Source organism: Nonlabens sp. Ci31 (assembly GCF_012974865.1).
In the GTDB taxonomy this organism is placed as follows: Bacteria; Bacteroidota; Bacteroidia; order Flavobacteriales; family Flavobacteriaceae; genus Nonlabens.
Window position 1 is genome coordinate 3,561,069 of record NZ_CP043633.1, and the last position, 16,619, is coordinate 3,577,687.

General features: G+C 38.5%; 15 protein-coding genes and 1 other RNA gene. 7 read left to right on the forward strand and 9 right to left on the reverse strand.

Going from position 1 to position 16,619, the window contains the following annotated elements:
• Positions 1-11 precede the first annotated feature (11 nt).
• From F0365_RS15630 to F0365_RS15655, 6 genes are all read right to left on the reverse strand, one after another.
• Entirely contained in the window at positions 12-851 is an 840-nt protein-coding gene (locus F0365_RS15630; protein ID WP_169934557.1) for a biotin-dependent carboxyltransferase family protein, read from the reverse strand.
• Positions 844-1,557 (reverse strand): 5-oxoprolinase subunit B family protein, encoded by a 714-nt coding sequence (locus F0365_RS15635; RefSeq protein ID WP_169934558.1) that lies wholly within the window; start codon positions 1,555-1,557, stop codon positions 844-846. The genes F0365_RS15630 and F0365_RS15635 overlap by 8 nt, the downstream gene beginning before the upstream one ends.
• On the reverse strand, positions 1,550-2,284 hold the full coding sequence (locus F0365_RS15640) for a LamB/YcsF family protein (protein ID WP_169934559.1): 735 nt from the start codon (positions 2,282-2,284) through the stop codon (positions 1,550-1,552). Before F0365_RS15640 ends, F0365_RS15635 begins: the two co-directional genes overlap by 8 nt.
• Before the next feature lies 1 nt (position 2,285).
• Entirely contained in the window at positions 2,286-3,482 is a 1,197-nt protein-coding gene (locus F0365_RS15645) for an Nramp family divalent metal transporter (RefSeq protein WP_169934560.1), read from the reverse strand.
• Positions 3,472-4,605, reverse strand: coding sequence for a DUF2891 domain-containing protein (locus F0365_RS15650; RefSeq protein ID WP_169934561.1), 1,134 nt, complete (start codon positions 4,603-4,605; stop codon positions 3,472-3,474). Before F0365_RS15650 ends, F0365_RS15645 begins: the two co-directional genes overlap by 11 nt.
• 339 nt (positions 4,606-4,944) lie before the next feature.
• Positions 4,945-6,609: an alpha-amylase family glycosyl hydrolase gene (locus F0365_RS15655; RefSeq protein ID WP_169934562.1), complete on the reverse strand. Its 1,665-nt coding sequence runs from the start codon at positions 6,607-6,609 to the stop codon at positions 4,945-4,947.
• Between the two features lie 132 nt (positions 6,610-6,741).
• On the opposite strand from F0365_RS15655, the gene F0365_RS15660 reads away from it, so the two are divergent.
• Positions 6,742-7,626, forward strand: a complete 885-nt coding sequence (locus F0365_RS15660; protein WP_169934563.1) for a sterol desaturase family protein — start codon at positions 6,742-6,744, stop codon at positions 7,624-7,626.
• Between the two features lie 90 nt (positions 7,627-7,716).
• On the opposite strand, the gene F0365_RS15665 is transcribed toward F0365_RS15660, so the two are convergent.
• Both F0365_RS15665 and ffs read right to left on the reverse strand, forming a co-directional pair.
• On the reverse strand, positions 7,717-8,520 hold the full coding sequence (locus F0365_RS15665) for an SDR family oxidoreductase (RefSeq protein ID WP_169934564.1): 804 nt from the start codon (positions 8,518-8,520) through the stop codon (positions 7,717-7,719).
• Positions 8,521-8,566: 46 nt separating this feature from the next.
• Positions 8,567-8,666, reverse strand: an RNA gene (ffs, locus tag F0365_RS15670) — signal recognition particle sRNA small type.
• A gap of 87 nt (positions 8,667-8,753) precedes the next feature.
• Between ffs and F0365_RS15675 the strand changes: the two genes are divergently transcribed.
• The 3 genes from F0365_RS15675 to F0365_RS15685 are packed head-to-tail and all read left to right on the forward strand — an operon-like array spanning position 8,754 to position 11,763.
• A complete protein-coding gene (locus tag F0365_RS15675) occupies positions 8,754-9,803 on the forward strand; it encodes a glutaminyl-peptide cyclotransferase (protein ID WP_169934565.1) in 1,050 nt (349 codons plus the stop codon).
• The gene (locus F0365_RS15680) at positions 9,803-10,210 is read left to right on the forward strand and encodes an acyl-CoA thioesterase (RefSeq protein WP_169934566.1); all 408 of its coding nucleotides are present in this window, start codon (positions 9,803-9,805) and stop codon (positions 10,208-10,210) included. Before F0365_RS15675 ends, F0365_RS15680 begins: the two co-directional genes overlap by 1 nt.
• Positions 10,207-11,763: a hypothetical protein gene (locus tag F0365_RS15685; RefSeq protein ID WP_169934567.1), complete on the forward strand. Its 1,557-nt coding sequence runs from the start codon at positions 10,207-10,209 to the stop codon at positions 11,761-11,763. Before F0365_RS15680 ends, F0365_RS15685 begins: the two co-directional genes overlap by 4 nt.
• Positions 11,764-11,971: 208 nt before the next feature.
• Here F0365_RS15685 and htpG read toward each other — a convergent pair whose 3' ends face one another.
• On the reverse strand, positions 11,972-13,861 hold the full coding sequence (htpG, locus tag F0365_RS15690) for a molecular chaperone HtpG (protein ID WP_169934568.1): 1,890 nt from the start codon (positions 13,859-13,861) through the stop codon (positions 11,972-11,974).
• Positions 13,862-14,204: 343 nt separating this feature from the next.
• On the opposite strand from htpG, the gene F0365_RS15695 reads away from it, so the two are divergent.
• The 3 genes from F0365_RS15695 (at position 14,205) to F0365_RS15705 (ending at position 16,602) form a co-directional block, all read left to right on the forward strand.
• A complete protein-coding gene (locus tag F0365_RS15695; RefSeq protein ID WP_169934569.1) occupies positions 14,205-14,930 on the forward strand; it encodes a class I SAM-dependent methyltransferase in 726 nt (241 codons plus the stop codon).
• 87 nt (positions 14,931-15,017) lie between these two features.
• Positions 15,018-15,797, forward strand: coding sequence for an SDR family NAD(P)-dependent oxidoreductase (locus tag F0365_RS15700; protein WP_169934570.1), 780 nt, complete (start codon positions 15,018-15,020; stop codon positions 15,795-15,797).
• Positions 15,798-15,894: 97 nt separating this feature from the next.
• Positions 15,895-16,602 carry a flavodoxin family protein gene (locus tag F0365_RS15705; RefSeq protein ID WP_169934571.1) on the forward strand — a complete coding sequence of 236 codons (708 nt, stop codon included), beginning with the start codon at positions 15,895-15,897 and terminating at the stop codon, positions 16,600-16,602.
• Positions 16,603-16,619: the final 17 nt, after the last annotated feature.

Below are 16,619 nucleotides of genomic sequence, written 5' to 3' on the forward strand. Positions count from 1 at the left end.
TAGTTTAACGATTATAAAACTATAAAATCAATCTGATTTCCCACTCTCTTTTGAGCGCAACTGGATATAGAAGCTTCCTCCAATTGCAATACTCGAGGATATCCTCCTGTGGTTTGAGCATCTCGCATCAATAGGATAAGTTGGCCATTTGCAGTAAGCTGCACCGTTCCCGGAAGTACAGGACTGCTTTTTAGTTGGTCCAGACTATTGGAGATTTTTTCTTCTAATTGGAACGCCATACGGTTCCAATTCTTTGAAATAGTAAAACTAGTATTCAGTAATTTCTCTTGCTGCTTTCTATCCAGTAAATGAAATTCTGGACCTGCATAGCATCGTAAAGCACTTTCTTGTGCCACAGGTTTGCAATGAGCCTTTGTCGCTTGGGGTTCCGTTTGTGAATCGTAATCCAAGTCATAGCCCTTTTCTAATTTCCCCATTAAAGTAATACCAGAATAAAAGGATTTACTCCCCAATACTTCTTCTGTTTTAAAACCACCGCATATAGAAACATAAATAAAATTACCTGTTGTTGTTGCTCCTATTTTTAATACATCTCCAGAATGTATCTCTAGCAACTTGTTTTGTTCTACCACCATATCATTTACCATCACTATAGCTTTTGCTCCGGTAATGGCTATACAAGTAGGTAATGAAAATAAATATTTGCCTCCATTTAAAACTACCTCCAGCACTGCAGCATTTAAAGGGTTATTCAATAAAGAGTTTCCTAAATCTGCCGCTTTTTGATCCATAGCACCACTGTGTGGCACACCTAAATGACGGTATTTTTTCCTGCCATTATCTTGTATAGAATCATAGAAACCAGCATTAAGTATGGTTATTCTAGCCATGGCTTTTAAAGTTTTCTAGTTCTAATACACCCGTCTCTCGATGTGTGATAAGTTGGTCGTGTTCTTCCTGAGAAACTGCATAAAATTGTACCTGATCTCCAGATTGAAGCAAGCTAGGTGGAACTCTATGAACATCCAAAATAGGCAGTGGGCAGTTTCCCAACACATGCCAGCCTCCTGGACTTGTAGACGGGTAAATCCCACAATACGCATTAGAAACAGCAACAGATCCTGCTGCAACTTTTAAAGATGGTGTTGTTTTTCTGGGCAGTTGCAAACGGCTGTCCAGTCCTTTCAAATATGGAAAACCAGGTAAAAACCCTATAAAGTCTACCACATAAATAGAAGAACTATGAATGCTGATGATCTCGTTAAAACTGCAGGTAGGCTCTAAAGCTTCGGTCAGACTTTTTTCTATATCATAGAAAATAGGCAACTTCCATAACCTAGTGGTTTGTTCTAAAACCTTTTTACTTTGTAGGCGTTTATCAATGAGGTGTTCCATCTTTTTGTGATCCATCTCCAGTTCCGATATAACTAAAATAGAATAGGCACCGTGATTGATCTGTACTTCTTTTGGAAAGAGTTTTTTAATCTGGAGCGCGGCAATGGTTCTTTTAGAAATCATGTCAGGCGTTTGCTCATCCCATGAAATCAACAGGGCATTTTCACTGTAAGCGTGATATGTAATTGGAGCTTTAGGCAATGGAAATTCCTTCTGTTTTTAATTCCTTGACAAGGTATTCTAAACTGGTTGTTAATCCTAAATTATCTCCATGAATACAAATCGTATCTGCTTCCAGTTGATTTGAAACACCTTCTATGGAGGTTACTTTTTGTTCCTTGACCAGTGCCGCTATTTGCCACGCCGCTATTTTATAATCGGTAATCAATGCGTTAGGCTCAGACCTGGCTACCAGCTTTCCTTGTGCATCGTAATAACGATCTGCAAATGCTTCTCGCCTATAGGGAATTTCATTGGTCCTACATTTTTTTTCTAATAAGGATTGAGGTGGCACATAAAGAATGGTCTCGCTGTAAAAGTCCTTTATCCATTCTATCAACCAGTCAGAAAAGTCTTCCCGATAAGCGGTGGCATGATACAGGGCACCATGCATTTTTATATGGTGCAGGTCTACTCCTACTTGCTGTGCTGTTTTGGTAAAGAGCTGCATTTGTTGGGTGACGCTTTCGCGAAAGCGAGATCTAGAAAGATCCATAAACACACGACCGAAATTCTCTTGATCATCAAAAGATGGGTGCGCACCTGCTTTTACTCCATGACTCAAAGCCAGTTGCAAGGCCGTTCTAACCGACTCGCCATCGCCATAATGACCTCCACAAGCAATATTGCAAGAGCTGATAAATGACATGATGTGCTTGTCATTTGACATTCCTTCTCCTAGATCACAATTGATATCGATGCTTTTCATGTTATACGAGTTCAAATACTTTTAAAATTGTTTTGGCTCCTAAAATTACAGCAATTAGAATAACTATAACCGCCATGATATTTTGCCAGATTTTATTTTGAAAGGGGCCCAACAACTTCTGATTCACTAGCCAAAGTAACAAAATAGCGATGATAGGAAGTAACAATCCATTAGCTATTTGAGCAAATATGATGATGTCAAGCGGCTTTAAACCTATACTAGAAAAGACGATACCAATGACCAAAATAAAGATCCATACCGATCTAAACGACCAGCTTTTCATGTTTCCCTTCCAGCCCAAACAGCCTTTTACTACATAAGCAGCAGCAAGAGGTGCGGTAATCGCACTAGTGATTCCTGCCGCAAGAATACCTATAGAAAACACATAAGTCGCCCATGATCCATAAACAGGCTCTAGTGCTGAGGCAAGCGCAGCTCCTCCAGAGACTTCAGCTCCTTGTAAAGCCGTTGCTGCAATAATGATGGCCATAGAAACCAACCCGCCAAGAATAACACTGATGATGGTATCTTTTCTAACCGCATTTAAATCACTGGGCATATGCCACTTTTCACTGACCAGCGAGGCGTGAAGAAAAAGATTATAAGGAACAACCGTGGTACCTATCAATCCTACTATGGTCAAGATATTATCACTATTTATTTGAGGTGTAAAAAGACCTTTAAAGACTTCTTGAAAATCAGGACCTATCGCAATTGCGGTGGCTATAAAAGAAGCTCCCATAATAACTACCATGGTAATTAATACTTTTTCCAGCACTTTATAATTGCCATAAAAAAGCAATCCAAAAGCAATCGCCCCTAAAAGCAACGGGAAATACCATTGCTCGCCAAAAATGGTTTGCAATCCCAAAACACCACCGCTTAAATTCCCTGCTTCATAAGCCGTATTTCCAACTGCGATGGCTGCGAGAACTAATACAATAAGGCTTATTCTAATGATTTTGTTAGAGATCGCACTTCTTAAAATCTCTGGCAGTCCTTCACCTGTGATCAATCCTAAGCGTGCTGCCATTTCTTGTAAAATGATGGTAGCAAAAATAGAAAGCAATAGCGCCCACAAAAGGCTGTAGCCATAATTTGCTCCAGCAAGCGTGCAAACCGTAACCGTTCCCGGACCTACAAATGCCGCCGCAATTAATGTCGCCGGACCTATATTTTTAAACAGATTACGGAACATTTTCGGCATTTTGCAATGCGTAGATAGCAAAAGTCCCTAACCAATGCCCGCCTGCATAATCATCTGCAACCAGATTAGGTAATGTATTGACGATGTGGGCATCTGCAATTTCTGTAAGATTGCTGTATTCTGGGTATTGAGCTGCAAGTCCGTAAAGTACCCAAGCACGACTGAGGTTTAAGCCATCGATATGAACGAGTTTTCCATCTGTACGGTCTGAGACTTTACCAATCTCGATATCTAATATACCGTTCTCTATTTCAGGTAAAAAGTCTTTTATCCAAGAATGAAATGGAGCCGCAGGAAGAATTCTTCTCATAATGTCTACCTCTTCCAGACACGGAGAGAGAAAGTCATAACCACTAGGCTCCCAAGAAATCGGACATCCAGTATCGTTAAGGTAAAATTCCTTTGCTTTGGCTTCTATGATTGTTTTTAACGCCTGGTTTGAAGCCTGTACCGCATAATCATAAGCAAACGCCATCCCAAAAGCCGTATTAGAATGCTCGCCCACTCGTATGGCATAATTTAATTTTGGCAAGTATTCCACATAACGCTTTGCTACAACATCTGATAAAGGCTGTAGGATTTGAGCAAGCTCTTTTCCTTCTGCGCTATCCCAAGAATCCAATTCTTGCTGTAATTTAAGCAACCATGCCCAGCCATAAGTACGTTCAAAACTGGTGTTGTCTTTGGTGTTTAAGTAGGCGATTTCTATTTTAATATTTTTACTAGTTAAGTTTCTTTGAATTTTTTCTAATAGTTCTTTTCTATTCTCTAATTCTGGAAACTGCTTAATCAAAGTTATCGCACTCCAATACCCATGCACGGCACTATGCCAATCAAAACAACCATAAAAAACAGGATGTTGCACCGCAGGTCTTTTTTGATCTTTAGGACTTGCCGTGACATGCCCCATTTTATTAGGGTATTCTGTTTCTAAACAATGTAATGGCAGTTGAGCGAGATTATTTGCTTGTTGCAAGTGGAGTTGTGGTGTTGGAATCTTATCTTGTACCACTTCATTTTGAGCAGTATTCTCATCGACAGACGGATCAAACACACCGATTTCTTTGCAACTGATGACACTTAATAAAAGAAGCGCGTAATAACCGTATTTCATCTTTAAAGTTTAATTGAGATTTTAAAGATAGGTGTTTGCAAGAATCTTTTTGTACTAGCCTGCTCGTTGTACCGAAGACTTTTTATGGCAGAAAAAGTTTAGATGATAAACAGGGCGCAGAAATCAGAGCACTCATCACAGGCCTTTTTTTCCTATGAGAAAATAAAATACAACCTTATCGGCAGTTGTATCAAATCAACCAACATCCTCAAAGGGTAAATTGCCGTGTTTTCACTCTTGTACAATCCTTTTTTCAAACCAACTCATCACAATGGAGTCCTCTATTCAAAATACCACCTCTAGAAGGTTGTAAGCGATACCGCTACACAACGGAATGACTTACATCTTTTCCAACAACACCAAGCCATTCTTTACCATCACAGTCACTTTTCCATTGACGACGGCAAGTTTCTTTTCTGTATAAGCATTGCGCAATCGGGTGGCTTTTGGAAAGACCTTAGCCACATGAATTTCAAGCAATCCGTTAGCTAGTCCAGCACCTATAAGTACGCTGTCTTGATGTTCCTTTTTATCATAGAATCGGGCAGCAAGTGTTCCCGTACCTTCGTATTCCAGTGAAAAATGATCTCCTGCACCTACTGCTACATGATTGTTTCTAAACTTCCCAAGCTTTTGCCAGTGAGTAAGGATTTCTTGATTCACTTGGTCCCAGTCCATCACAGAACGTAAATTAGCATCTCCTATAGCACCTTCTACTACTAAGGGTCTCGCAATTTCATCACCATAATATAGTTGAGTCATTCCAGGAGTAAGTAATAATTTAGTAGCCGATTCCATTGCTTTTTCACGATTGGCATCAAGGGGCTGCCCATCATCGTGAGAGCTGATGTAATTCATAAAATAAGCGTCACTTTCTGGTTTTTCGTTCAGAAGATTCTTTCTAAAACCATCATACCTTTTAAAAAGTTCTTTGTAGTCTGCGACAGCATGGTTTTTAAATCCAAAGTTGATCATCGCATCATAACCCGCATCAAAGTAATCTACTTGCTGATCTGAAAACGGATACACTCTTCCTCCACTAGCTTCATAGCCATACAATTCTCCCATAATAAAAAACTCATCGTCGTGAATGCGTTTTTTAGGATGATTTTTCTTCCATTCTTCAAAGGCTAGTTTTGCTTGTTCATTAAAAGTAGCCCAAACCGATTCTTCCACATGTTTTACGGTATCTATTCTAAAACCGTCCACGCCAGTTTCTCTTGCATAATCAGTCACCCATTTAATGATGTAGTTGACTGGAGTTCTTTTTAATCCTGAAGTTGCAAAAAATGCGTCCAGCTCTTTTATTTCTTGGTCATACCTCCCTTCCTTTTTCCATTTTTCTACCAAAATTTGAGGCAGGTCCACCTCTTGATTGCTTTCTGTTCTTATGTCTGGTAAATTATTAGTCAGTGTACAGGTCACCGTAGTGGACTGATCTTGATAAGTGCAACCTGGCCCCGTGCGCACCCATGCTTCTGGCCACAAAGGATCTTGCTCTGTTACCGGACCCGTATGATTGATCACCACGTCGAGGAGAATTCTAATATCTTTTTTATGTGCTGTATCAACCAATTTTTTAAACTCTTCTAAAGTTCCATAAGAAGGTTCTACCGCGGTCCAATCCTTTGCCCAATAGCCGTGAAATGCATAGGAATACCCCGTACCTTCATCTACTCCATCGTGAATCTGCTCCCAGATAGGAGTTAACCATATCGCGTTGATTCCTAAATCAGTGAAATAGCCTTCTTCTATTTTTTGAATAATTCCAGCAAAATCGCCTCCTTCAAAACTGCGTAGTTTTCCGGTTTCTTTAGATCTGTTGATGATCGTATCGTTAGACTTGTCCCCATTATTAAACCTATCTGTCAGTAAAAAATAAACGTTTGCTGCACTCCAGTCAAAGTATGCCGGCTGTTCAGCAAAAAGAATTTCTTCTACCACACTTTCTTTGCAGGAAGCCGCTATTATTAAAAAAGAAAACAGATAAAAAAAGGATTTCATAAACTGGATTTTGTCCTGTAAAAATAAAATAACATGATCATTTTATATCATTATAAATTTCTAATATGATACAACGTTATCGTAAACGTTAAAAGAAGTAATTTCACCATTCTTTCAACGACTTTAATAGCAATGGATAAATACATAGACATATTTACAAAATCCTTCAATGGATATGCGTCTTACTTGTGGAGAGAAATAATGAACCCGTCGTGGACCAATTATTTCTACTGGCTTCTGGTGGTTTCTTTATTGGTATTTGCTTTGGAGATCTGGCTGCCATGGCGCAAGAATCAGAAGTTGTTGCGTAAAGACTTCTGGTTGGATTTATTTTATCTGTTTTTCAACTTCTTCTTATTCTCATTGGTAGGCTACAACGCGATTTCTGACGTGTTTGTAGAGTTATTTAATGATGGCCTTGCAACTATAGGAATTACAAACTTAGTAGCTATCGAGGTGGGTAGTTTTCCTTTTTGGACTCAGCTATTGATCATGTTTGTTATCGCCGATTTCATTCAATGGAATATTCACCGATTACTGCACCGAGTTCCTTTTTTATGGGAATTTCATAAAGTACATCACAGCGTTAAAGAAATGGGCTTTGCCGCACAGTTTAGGTTCCATTTTATGGAAACTATTCTTTACAAAGGCTTGCAGTATTTACCTCTAGCAATGATAGGTTTTGGTATCGAGCAATTTATTGTGATCCATATGATTGCTGTATTTATAGGTCATTTAAACCACGCCAACCTCGATTGGGATTATGGACCTCTTAAATATATCTTTAATAACCCTAAGATGCACCTGTGGCATCATGCAAAGAAAATCCCCGATGGAGAGAAATACGGTGTGAATTATGGTCTTTCTTTAAGCATTTGGGATTACCTATTTGGTACCGCGCATATTCCTTATGACCATGCAGAGTTGGAATTAGGCTTTCCCGGAGACGAGAACTATCCTGACGCTTTTCATGAACAATTGTTAGAGCCTTTCACTTCAGATCACAAGAAGGATTGATACATAGCTCCTGCTGCTGCTTTTTATTTTCATTGAAAATTAAAGTGGATGCTAAACTTGATCCATCACTACAGCGATAACAAAAGCATCTTATAAGCCGTAATGCTTCTTTAACATATTCTCGTACTGTTTCTCTGGAAGAATCTTCTTGAGAACGATAGAAAACTTTTGTAGAAAGCTACCTACCTTATAATGAATTCCAGGATTTTTCTGTTGGAGTATTTCGTAAATTTTGTTAGCTACTTCTACAGGATCACTCCCATCGTCCACATGCTCATCTATCAACTTCAATGTATGCGCATAACCGTCTTCATAATCACTTCCTGAAATGACAGGCGCATGAAATCTGCCGGCTGCGATATTAGTCGCAAAATCACCTGGCGCTACATTACTAAAATGAATATTTAGGTGCGCACATTCCATGCGATAGGCTTCTGTAGCGATTTCTAGGGCACCTTTACTCGCACTATAAATACCGCGATAAGGCAATCCCATATAACCCGCAATACTGGTAATATTAATGACACGTCCACTTTTTTGAGCCCTCATTTGCGGCAATACCGCTTGTAATACTCTTAAAGGGCCGTAAAAATTAGTTTCCATAGCATTTTTCACCTCATCAATAGGTGTTTCTTCCATGGGACCCGTAATTCCTACTCCAGCATTATTGATTAAAATATCGAGTTGTCCTTCTTTTTGGATCAGTTCTTTAACGGCAAGATTTATGGATTCTTGATTTTGAACATCAAGTGCGAGCAATGGAATAAGACTTTCTGGATAATGAGAAGGATTTCTACTGCTACCGTAAACGGTATAGTTTTTTTCTTGAAGAAATAAGGAGATGGCTTTACCTATACCAGAGGAACCACCGGTAACGAGAACTACTTTTTTCATAAACTCTTTTAAATCAAATGCTTAGATTCTTATAAAGGACATAAAAAAAAGGCAAGCTACCTACATCACACCGCTACGACCACTTACCTTTGCTGCGTTCCCGCCCTGGAGGAGTTCAGCAGGAGCTGGTTGTGTAGGACTTGCCCGGTGCAAATATACAGCCTAGTTTTACTTACACAAAGGTTTTTCCCATGCTTTTTTATAGCTATCTTTCGGATTGATAAAATGATATTATGAAATGGAAATATTTGGTTTTAATGATGGTTATAGCGCTCTCATTATCAGCTTGTAAAACAGACATAGAGGTTTTTAAAGATAACTACCGACTTGACATTACCAACTCAAAATTAAACTGGAGTGAAGAAGATACGGTACAAATTTCTTTATTAGATGACGCCTCCATAGGTATAGATAGTGTCGTGTGGACTCAAAATGCTGCTCGTATCGATGGGACTGATGGAAGCAGGCTTTCGCGAAAGCTAAAAAATCAACCTTATGGAAATCTTACTTTTAAAGCTACCGTTTATAAGAATGGCATGAATACAACCGTGACCACACAAATCAAGAGATTGCCAACTCAAAAAGCAAAGATTTACAATTATAAAATCCTAAATACCTACCCCCACGATACCGTATCCTACACTCAAGGACTGGAATTTTATGGGGATTCTTTATATGAAAGTACGGGGCAATATAGAGAAAGTGATATAAGAATTACCAATTTAGAAACCGGAGCAACCATAAAGAAGGTGAGTCTCCCAGACAGCCAGTTTGCTGAAGGATTGACTATTCTCAATGATAAAGTATACCAGTTGACTTGGCAAAGTAAGATGGGTTATGTATACGATCTGAATCTTGATAAAATAGACGACTTTAAATACAATCAAAGTCAAGAAGGTTGGGGACTTACTAATGACGGCACCTATCTTTATAAGAGTGATGGAAGTTCCAAAATTTGGAAAATTGATCCAGACACTTATGAAGAATTAGGGTATATAGAAGTGGTTTCTAATGACCGCATCGTTTCAAAAATCAATGAAATGGAATGGATCGATGGTAAAATTTATGCCAATGTATACACTACTAATTTAATCATGATTATCAATCCAGCTAACGGGGTGGTAGAAGCCGCGATCAATTTAAACAGCATAATAAATGAAATTTCCAATTATTCTGAAAAGGATAACGTGTTGAATGGAATTGCTTATGATAAAAAGAATAACCGACTTTTTATTACTGGAAAAAGATGGCCTAAATTGTTTGAAATAGAAATTCTGAAGTAGTGATAGACCTTAAATTACCCGTTTTTGAAAAAAGACGTATCGTATCACGTGATGAGATTGATGATCTGGATCATGTCAATAATGTAGTCTATGTGCAATGGGCAGCAAATATAGCTAGTGAACACTGGCTTAATGTGGCTACCCCAGAAATGCTAGACAACTTTGGATGGGTGATGCTTAAACACTGTATCACTTATAAAAAATCAGCCGTATTAGGTGATAAAATTTTGATCAAAACACAAGCAGGAAGAGCAACAAACGTGCGTTATGAACGTTTTATTGAAATCTATAACGAAAGTACCATGGATTTACTGGCCAAAACTACTTCTGACTGGTGCGCAATTGATAAGAATGGAAAGCCTATTAAAATATCTCAAGAATTAAGAGATCTATTTGAAACCTCATGAAATATATAGTTACTGTACTTCTTTTCTTCCTTACTCTGGTATTCCTTTCTTCTTGTAGAAATGATTTTGAATTCACCTCTAGTACAGGTAGTTTAGAGTTTTCTCAGGATACGGTTTATTTAGATACGGTTTTTTCTACCATAGGATCCAGTACGAGAACTTTTAAAGTGTATAATCGCAGTAGTGATGATATTGTCATTCCTAGAGTAGCGCTAGCGCAAGGAACTAACTCTAAATACCGCCTGTCTGTTGATGGAGTTCCTGGACAAGTATTTGAAAATGTAGAGTTACTTGCAAAGGACTCTATGTTCGTTTTTGTAGAGACTACTGTGGACATTATAGACTTCAGTTCAAATACAGAGTTTCTATATGAAGATACCATTGAATTTGACTCTGGTGCCAACCTCCAAAAAGTAGAATTAGTCACCTTGATACAAGATGCTGTTTTCCTGTTTCCTGAACGAAATGCACAAGGCATAGCGGAAACATTACTTTTAGGAATGGATGAGGAAGGAAATGACATACGTATTTCTGGATTTTTCCTGGAGGACGACCAACTCCATTTCACCAACGAAAAACCTTATGTGGTTTATGGTTTTGCTGGAGTAGCTTCTAATAAAACGCTTCACATTGATGCCGGTGCAAGAATACATTTCCACTCCAGAAGCGGGATTATTGTAGCTGACGAGGGCACTCTCAAGGTAAATGGAGCTCTTTCTACAACAGAAGATTTAGAAAACGAGGTGGTTTTTGAAGGCGACCGATTAGAACCTATTTACGAAGATGTTGCTGGACAATGGGCTGCCATATGGCTTACCAGCGGTAGTAAAGACCATGAAATCAATTATGCCACCATTAAAAATGCCAGTGTAGGAATTATTATGGATAATAATAATCCTACGGCTAACGGAGCTACTTTAAAAATAAACAATTCTAAGATTTTAAACAGCGCCAACTCAGCTCTAGTAGGAACCACTGCTTCCATAGAAGCGACCAATTCTATATTTCACAATTCTGGACAGTCTACTGTGGTTGCGCGTTTAGGCGGTGATTACAATTTTAATAACTGTACGATCTCTAACTACTGGAATAATAGCTTTAGACAAGAGCCTAGCTTACTGGTGTCTAATATTATCCCCAATACTAATCTTACAGAAGATTTAACTGCTGCTAATTTTACCAATTGTATTATTTACGGTAATCGTAATATAGAGTTGGCTTTACTAAATGATGGCTTGTCTGCTTTTAATTTCAAATTTGAAAATGCGCTATTGAGATTTAATGACATCTCCAATAGTTTTGACGGTATTCCTGCTTATGATTTTAGTGATATAAGTCTCTATGAAGATTGCTTTCTAAATGCAGATCCCTTATTTGAAGATGTAGATGCTTTTAAATTGCGTATAGACAACACAGGTGGCGCAAATAGCATTGCAAATCCCGCTACTGATACAACAGTTGATATTTCTGGTGTTCAGAGGAGTACTTCCACTCTTCCCGATGAAGGTCCTGATGCTGGAGCCTTTGAAAGTACCGATCTTTCTGGCAGCTAGAAAACAGCCTTTCTTTTCTTTTCCTTGCTTTACCTTTCCTTTCCTTTGCCATACCCTCCAACCATTACTCCTAAAAATAGTTACCGTACAAAATAGTATCTTCTTTTACGTATCCTTACTATGGACTAGATTGATTGATTTGGATCGTATAGACATAAAAAAAGAGCATGTCTTTCAACATGCTCTTCCTATAAAATGTGTAGTACTTCTATTTGATCAAACCATAACTACGGTTTACAAATTCCGTTAGCTTTTCTCCTTTTAAAAGACCTTGAGATAATTTAGCTAGATCAACTCCTTGTTGGATCAATCCAGTTTGCTTTGTTTTATCCTTCTCGTTAAAAATAGATTGAACTAAATCATTATTCCCATTAACCACAAGGTTGTACATGTCTGGCATGTTGCCAAAGCCCATCATACCTCCACCGCCAGTCGCTTGCATTTCTTTCATACGACGCATAAATTCTGGTTGGGTAATCATAAATGGTGCTGCATCACTACTCATAGCTTCTACTTGAACGGTATATCCAGAATCTGCGATGATCTCAGTGATTGTTTTTTGTAGCGTTTCTTTCTCTTCATCAGAGAGCTTTGAAATTTGCTCTTCTTCTTTCTTAATCAAATTATCTGCATGCTCAGCATCTATTCTTACAAAAGAAACATTCTCTTTAGAAGACTCTAGCTTTTGCATCAAGTGTGATATGATAGGAGAATCTAATAAAAGAATTTCATATCCTTTATTTTTTGCCGCAGCAATATAAGAGTGTTGTGCTTCTTTATTTGAAGTATAAAGAACAACCGTCTTACCATCTTTATCTGTTTGTGTAGGCTTAATTTTCTCTATAAGCTCATCCCATAAAAAATAAGATCCGTCTACGGTAGGATATAATGCAAATTTGTCAGCTTTTTCAAAGAATTTATCTTCGCTCAACATTCCGTATTCAATAACGATTTTAATATCGTTCCACTTTTCTTCAAAAGCTTTACGGTCGTCATTAAAGAGGCTCTTCAACTTATCAGCTACCTTACGAGTAATGTAACTAGAAATTTTCTTCACCGCTCCATCTGCTTGCAAGTAAGAACGTGATACATTTAATGGAATGTCTGGAGAATCAATAACTCCACGTAACATGGTTAAAAATTCTGGTACGATCCCTTCTACATTATCGGTTACATACACTTGGTTTTGATACAACTGTATGCGATCCTTTTGCACATTAAGATCCTGAGTCATCTTAGGGAAATATAAAATCCCCGTAAGATTAAACGGATAATCCACATTTAAATGAATGTGAAATAAAGGCTCTTCAAATTGCATAGGATACAACTCTCTATAGAAGCTTTTATAATCTGCATCTTCTAACTCTGTAGGTTGCTTGGTCCATGCTGGAGAAGGGTTATTGATGATATTATCTACTTCTTGAGTAGGTGCAGGATCCTCTTCCTTAGCTCCTTCTGGCTTTTCTAATGTTTCTGTTTTGGTACCAAATTTAATAGGCACCGGCATGAACTTGTTGTATTTATTAAGAAGTTCCTTGATGCGGTTTTCGTCTAGAAACTCCGTATCCTCTTCAGAAATATGAAGGATGATCTCTGTTCCGAAATTCTCTTTCGTCCCTGGCTCAATAGTGTAATTGGGAGAACCATCACAAGACCAATGTACTGCTGGTGTACCTGTGTAAGATTTTGTGAGAATTTCTACCTGACTTGCTACCATAAAAGCAGAATAGAACCCTAAACCAAAGTGACCTATGATACCGCTATCCTTTGCGGTATCCTTATATTTTTCAAGAAATTCTTCTGCTCCAGAAAAAGCCACTTCATTGATGTACTTCTGTACTTCTTCTTCAGACATTCCTAAACCTTGATCAATAATATGAAGCGTTTTTGCTTCCTTATCAATCTTGATCTCTATTTGTTGATCACCTAACTCTACACCGGCCTCGCCTATTCTTGCTAGGTGCTGTAATTTAAGCGTTGCATCTGTAGCATTTGAAACGAGTTCCCTTAGGAAAATCTCGTGATCGCTATATAAAAACTTCTTAATAAGCGGGAAGATATTCTCCACCGATACATTAATTTTTCCTTCTTGTGACATAATTATAGTGTGTTCTGTTTAGATTTTAATTGTTCCGCTTTCGCGAAAGCGGATTTATTAATAACATTTCTACCATTTCAAGGCTTGTACCATTTACCAATTTATGACAAGCTGGCAGCAAAATGGTTCTATCTAAAGAGACGTGTCGTCAGTCCTTAAAGATTGCTCTACGATGAACTCCTTTAGAATAGGGGATTAGCCTTTGCTCAATCAACTTCTTGATTGAGTAACGTAGGAACAGAAAACGGGGTATTCCATAACCGAATACAGGATTGATGTTTCATGGAGCAAACAGGCGCTATAACCTATTCAAATACCTTAATTTTACCATTAAATACAACCCGTGGATATTCACTCAGACCTTTATGGAAAAGCATTATTAGATTTCCATCAAGGGAATTATACAGAAGACATTAGTGTTCTTAGCCCTAGTATAGAAGATGATGTCATGCCACTACCCTATCTTTTTAGGTCCTATGATCAAATGCCTGTAATGGAGAAGAAAGCATTGCAACTGTCTAAAGGAACAGTGTTGGATGTAGGAGCTGGGGCGGGATCACATTGCCTTTATCTTGAAAAAAAAGGATTACAAGTTACCGCTCTTGATCAAAGTGCCGGAGCGGTTCAAGTAATCAAAGAACGGCTTAAAAAATCTGACTCAAAAGTGCTACATGAAAACATCTGGAACCATAAAGGGAGCTATGATACTATTCTGCTGCTTATGAATGGAACTGGAATTTTTGAAAAGTTAGAACGTGTTCCTTTATGCTTGGAATTACTCAAAAACCTACTTCACAAAAACGGCCAAATTCTAATCGACAGTTCTGATTTGAGATTTCTTTATGAAGACGAGGAAGATGGTGGTCTCTGGGTAGATCCCAGCAAAGAATACTATGGTGAAGTGACCTTTTCTCTTCATTATAAAGGAATGGAATCGGCGTCATTTGAGTGGTTGTATATGGATTACGAACTCTTAAAAACCCATGCGACCCATGCAGGTTTTAAAATCGAATTGGTTCAAAAAGGAGCGCATTATGATTACCTCGCCCGACTTTCTGTAGATGTATAGTACTTTGATGTGCTGTTAAATTTGAAACAAACACAGAGGTGTTTCAATATCAGTTCATTAACTTTAACCTATATATAATTTAACTTAATGAAAACAGCACTAATAACCGGCGCAAGTAGTGGCATAGGCAAGGAACTCGCAAAAATACACGCTTCAAAAGGTGGTGATTTAATAATTGTAGCCAGAAGCGGTGATGAGCTGCGACAGCTTAAATCAGATTTAGAATCGGCTTACCAGGTTCAAGTTCATGTAATCGTAAAAGACCTGACGGCTCCTAATGCCACACAAGAAATTTATGACGAAGTGAAGTCTGCTGGTATTCACGTAGATTACCTGATCAATAGCGCAGGTTTTGGTGGGTTGGGTAAATTTCATAAACGAGATTGGGAAACTGATCAACAGATGATTTTGCTCAATATTATGGCGCTCACGCATCTGTGCCGTTTGTTTATTCCTGATTTTGTAAAAAGAAACGAAGGGAAAATCCTTAACGTTTCTTCCACCGCTAGTTTGATGCCTGGACCTATGCAAGCCGTTTATTTTGCCAGCAAGGCCTACGTCACCTCACTAAGTAATGCCATTGCACAAGAATTATCTGAAACTAATATAACAGTGACCAATCTGGTGCCTGGAGCAACTGCAACTGATTTTGGCAAAACTTCTGGGATGGATAAAACCTCGCTTTTTGATCAAACAGCAACTTCAAAAGATGTAGCACAAACAGGTTATGACGCTATGATAAATGGAGACATGGATGTGAAAGCTGGGCTGCGTTTTTTCCAAAAAGCCATGCTTGCTGCCATCCCACTTACTCCTAAAAAAGTACTGCTTAAAATGGTAGAAAAAATGCAACAACCACGAGATTAATTATTTAATGATCAATGAAGTAGATGTCATTTCGCTTTCTCAACCTGCTGACAGGCACAACGCAAAGCCCATACACCCGAATTAAAAACCATACATTATGAACACACCAGACTTCTCAAAATTAAAAGCCCTTTACATCAATTGTACTTTGAAAAAGTCTCCTGAAAAAAGTCATACGAGACTATTGATGGACGTGAGTGCTCACATCATGAAAAAAGAGGGAGTTCAAGTTGATCACATTAGATTTATCGACCATGAGGTAGCCACTGGGGTACAACCAGATATGACGCAGCACGGCTGGGAAAAAGATGCCTGGCCTGAGATTTATAAAAAAGTAGCAGCAGCAGATATATTGATCGTGGGAACTCCTATCTGGTTGGGGGAAAAATCTTCTCAAACACAACTTTTAATTGAACGACTGTACTCCATGAGTGGTATGACAAATGAAAAAGGCCAATACATTTTCTACGGTAAAGTAGGAGGAACCATCATCACTGGAAATGAAGACGGGATCAAACACTGCGCTATGGGAATTCTTTATTCCATGCAACATGTAGGTTATTCCATACCACCCCAAGCAGACGCTGGATGGATAGGAGAAGCTGGACCTGGGTCAAGTTTTGGAGATAATGGAGCTGGCATGGACAATGAATTTACCAAACGCAACACCACCTTCATGACCTATAATCTGATGCATCTGGCATACCAACTCCAGCAAAACAATGGGTATTCTGCCTATGGAAATTCTAGAGAGCAATGGGACAAGGGCAATAAATGGAGCTTTGAAAATCCAGAATACCGATAATAGGTTTCCCTAGGTAA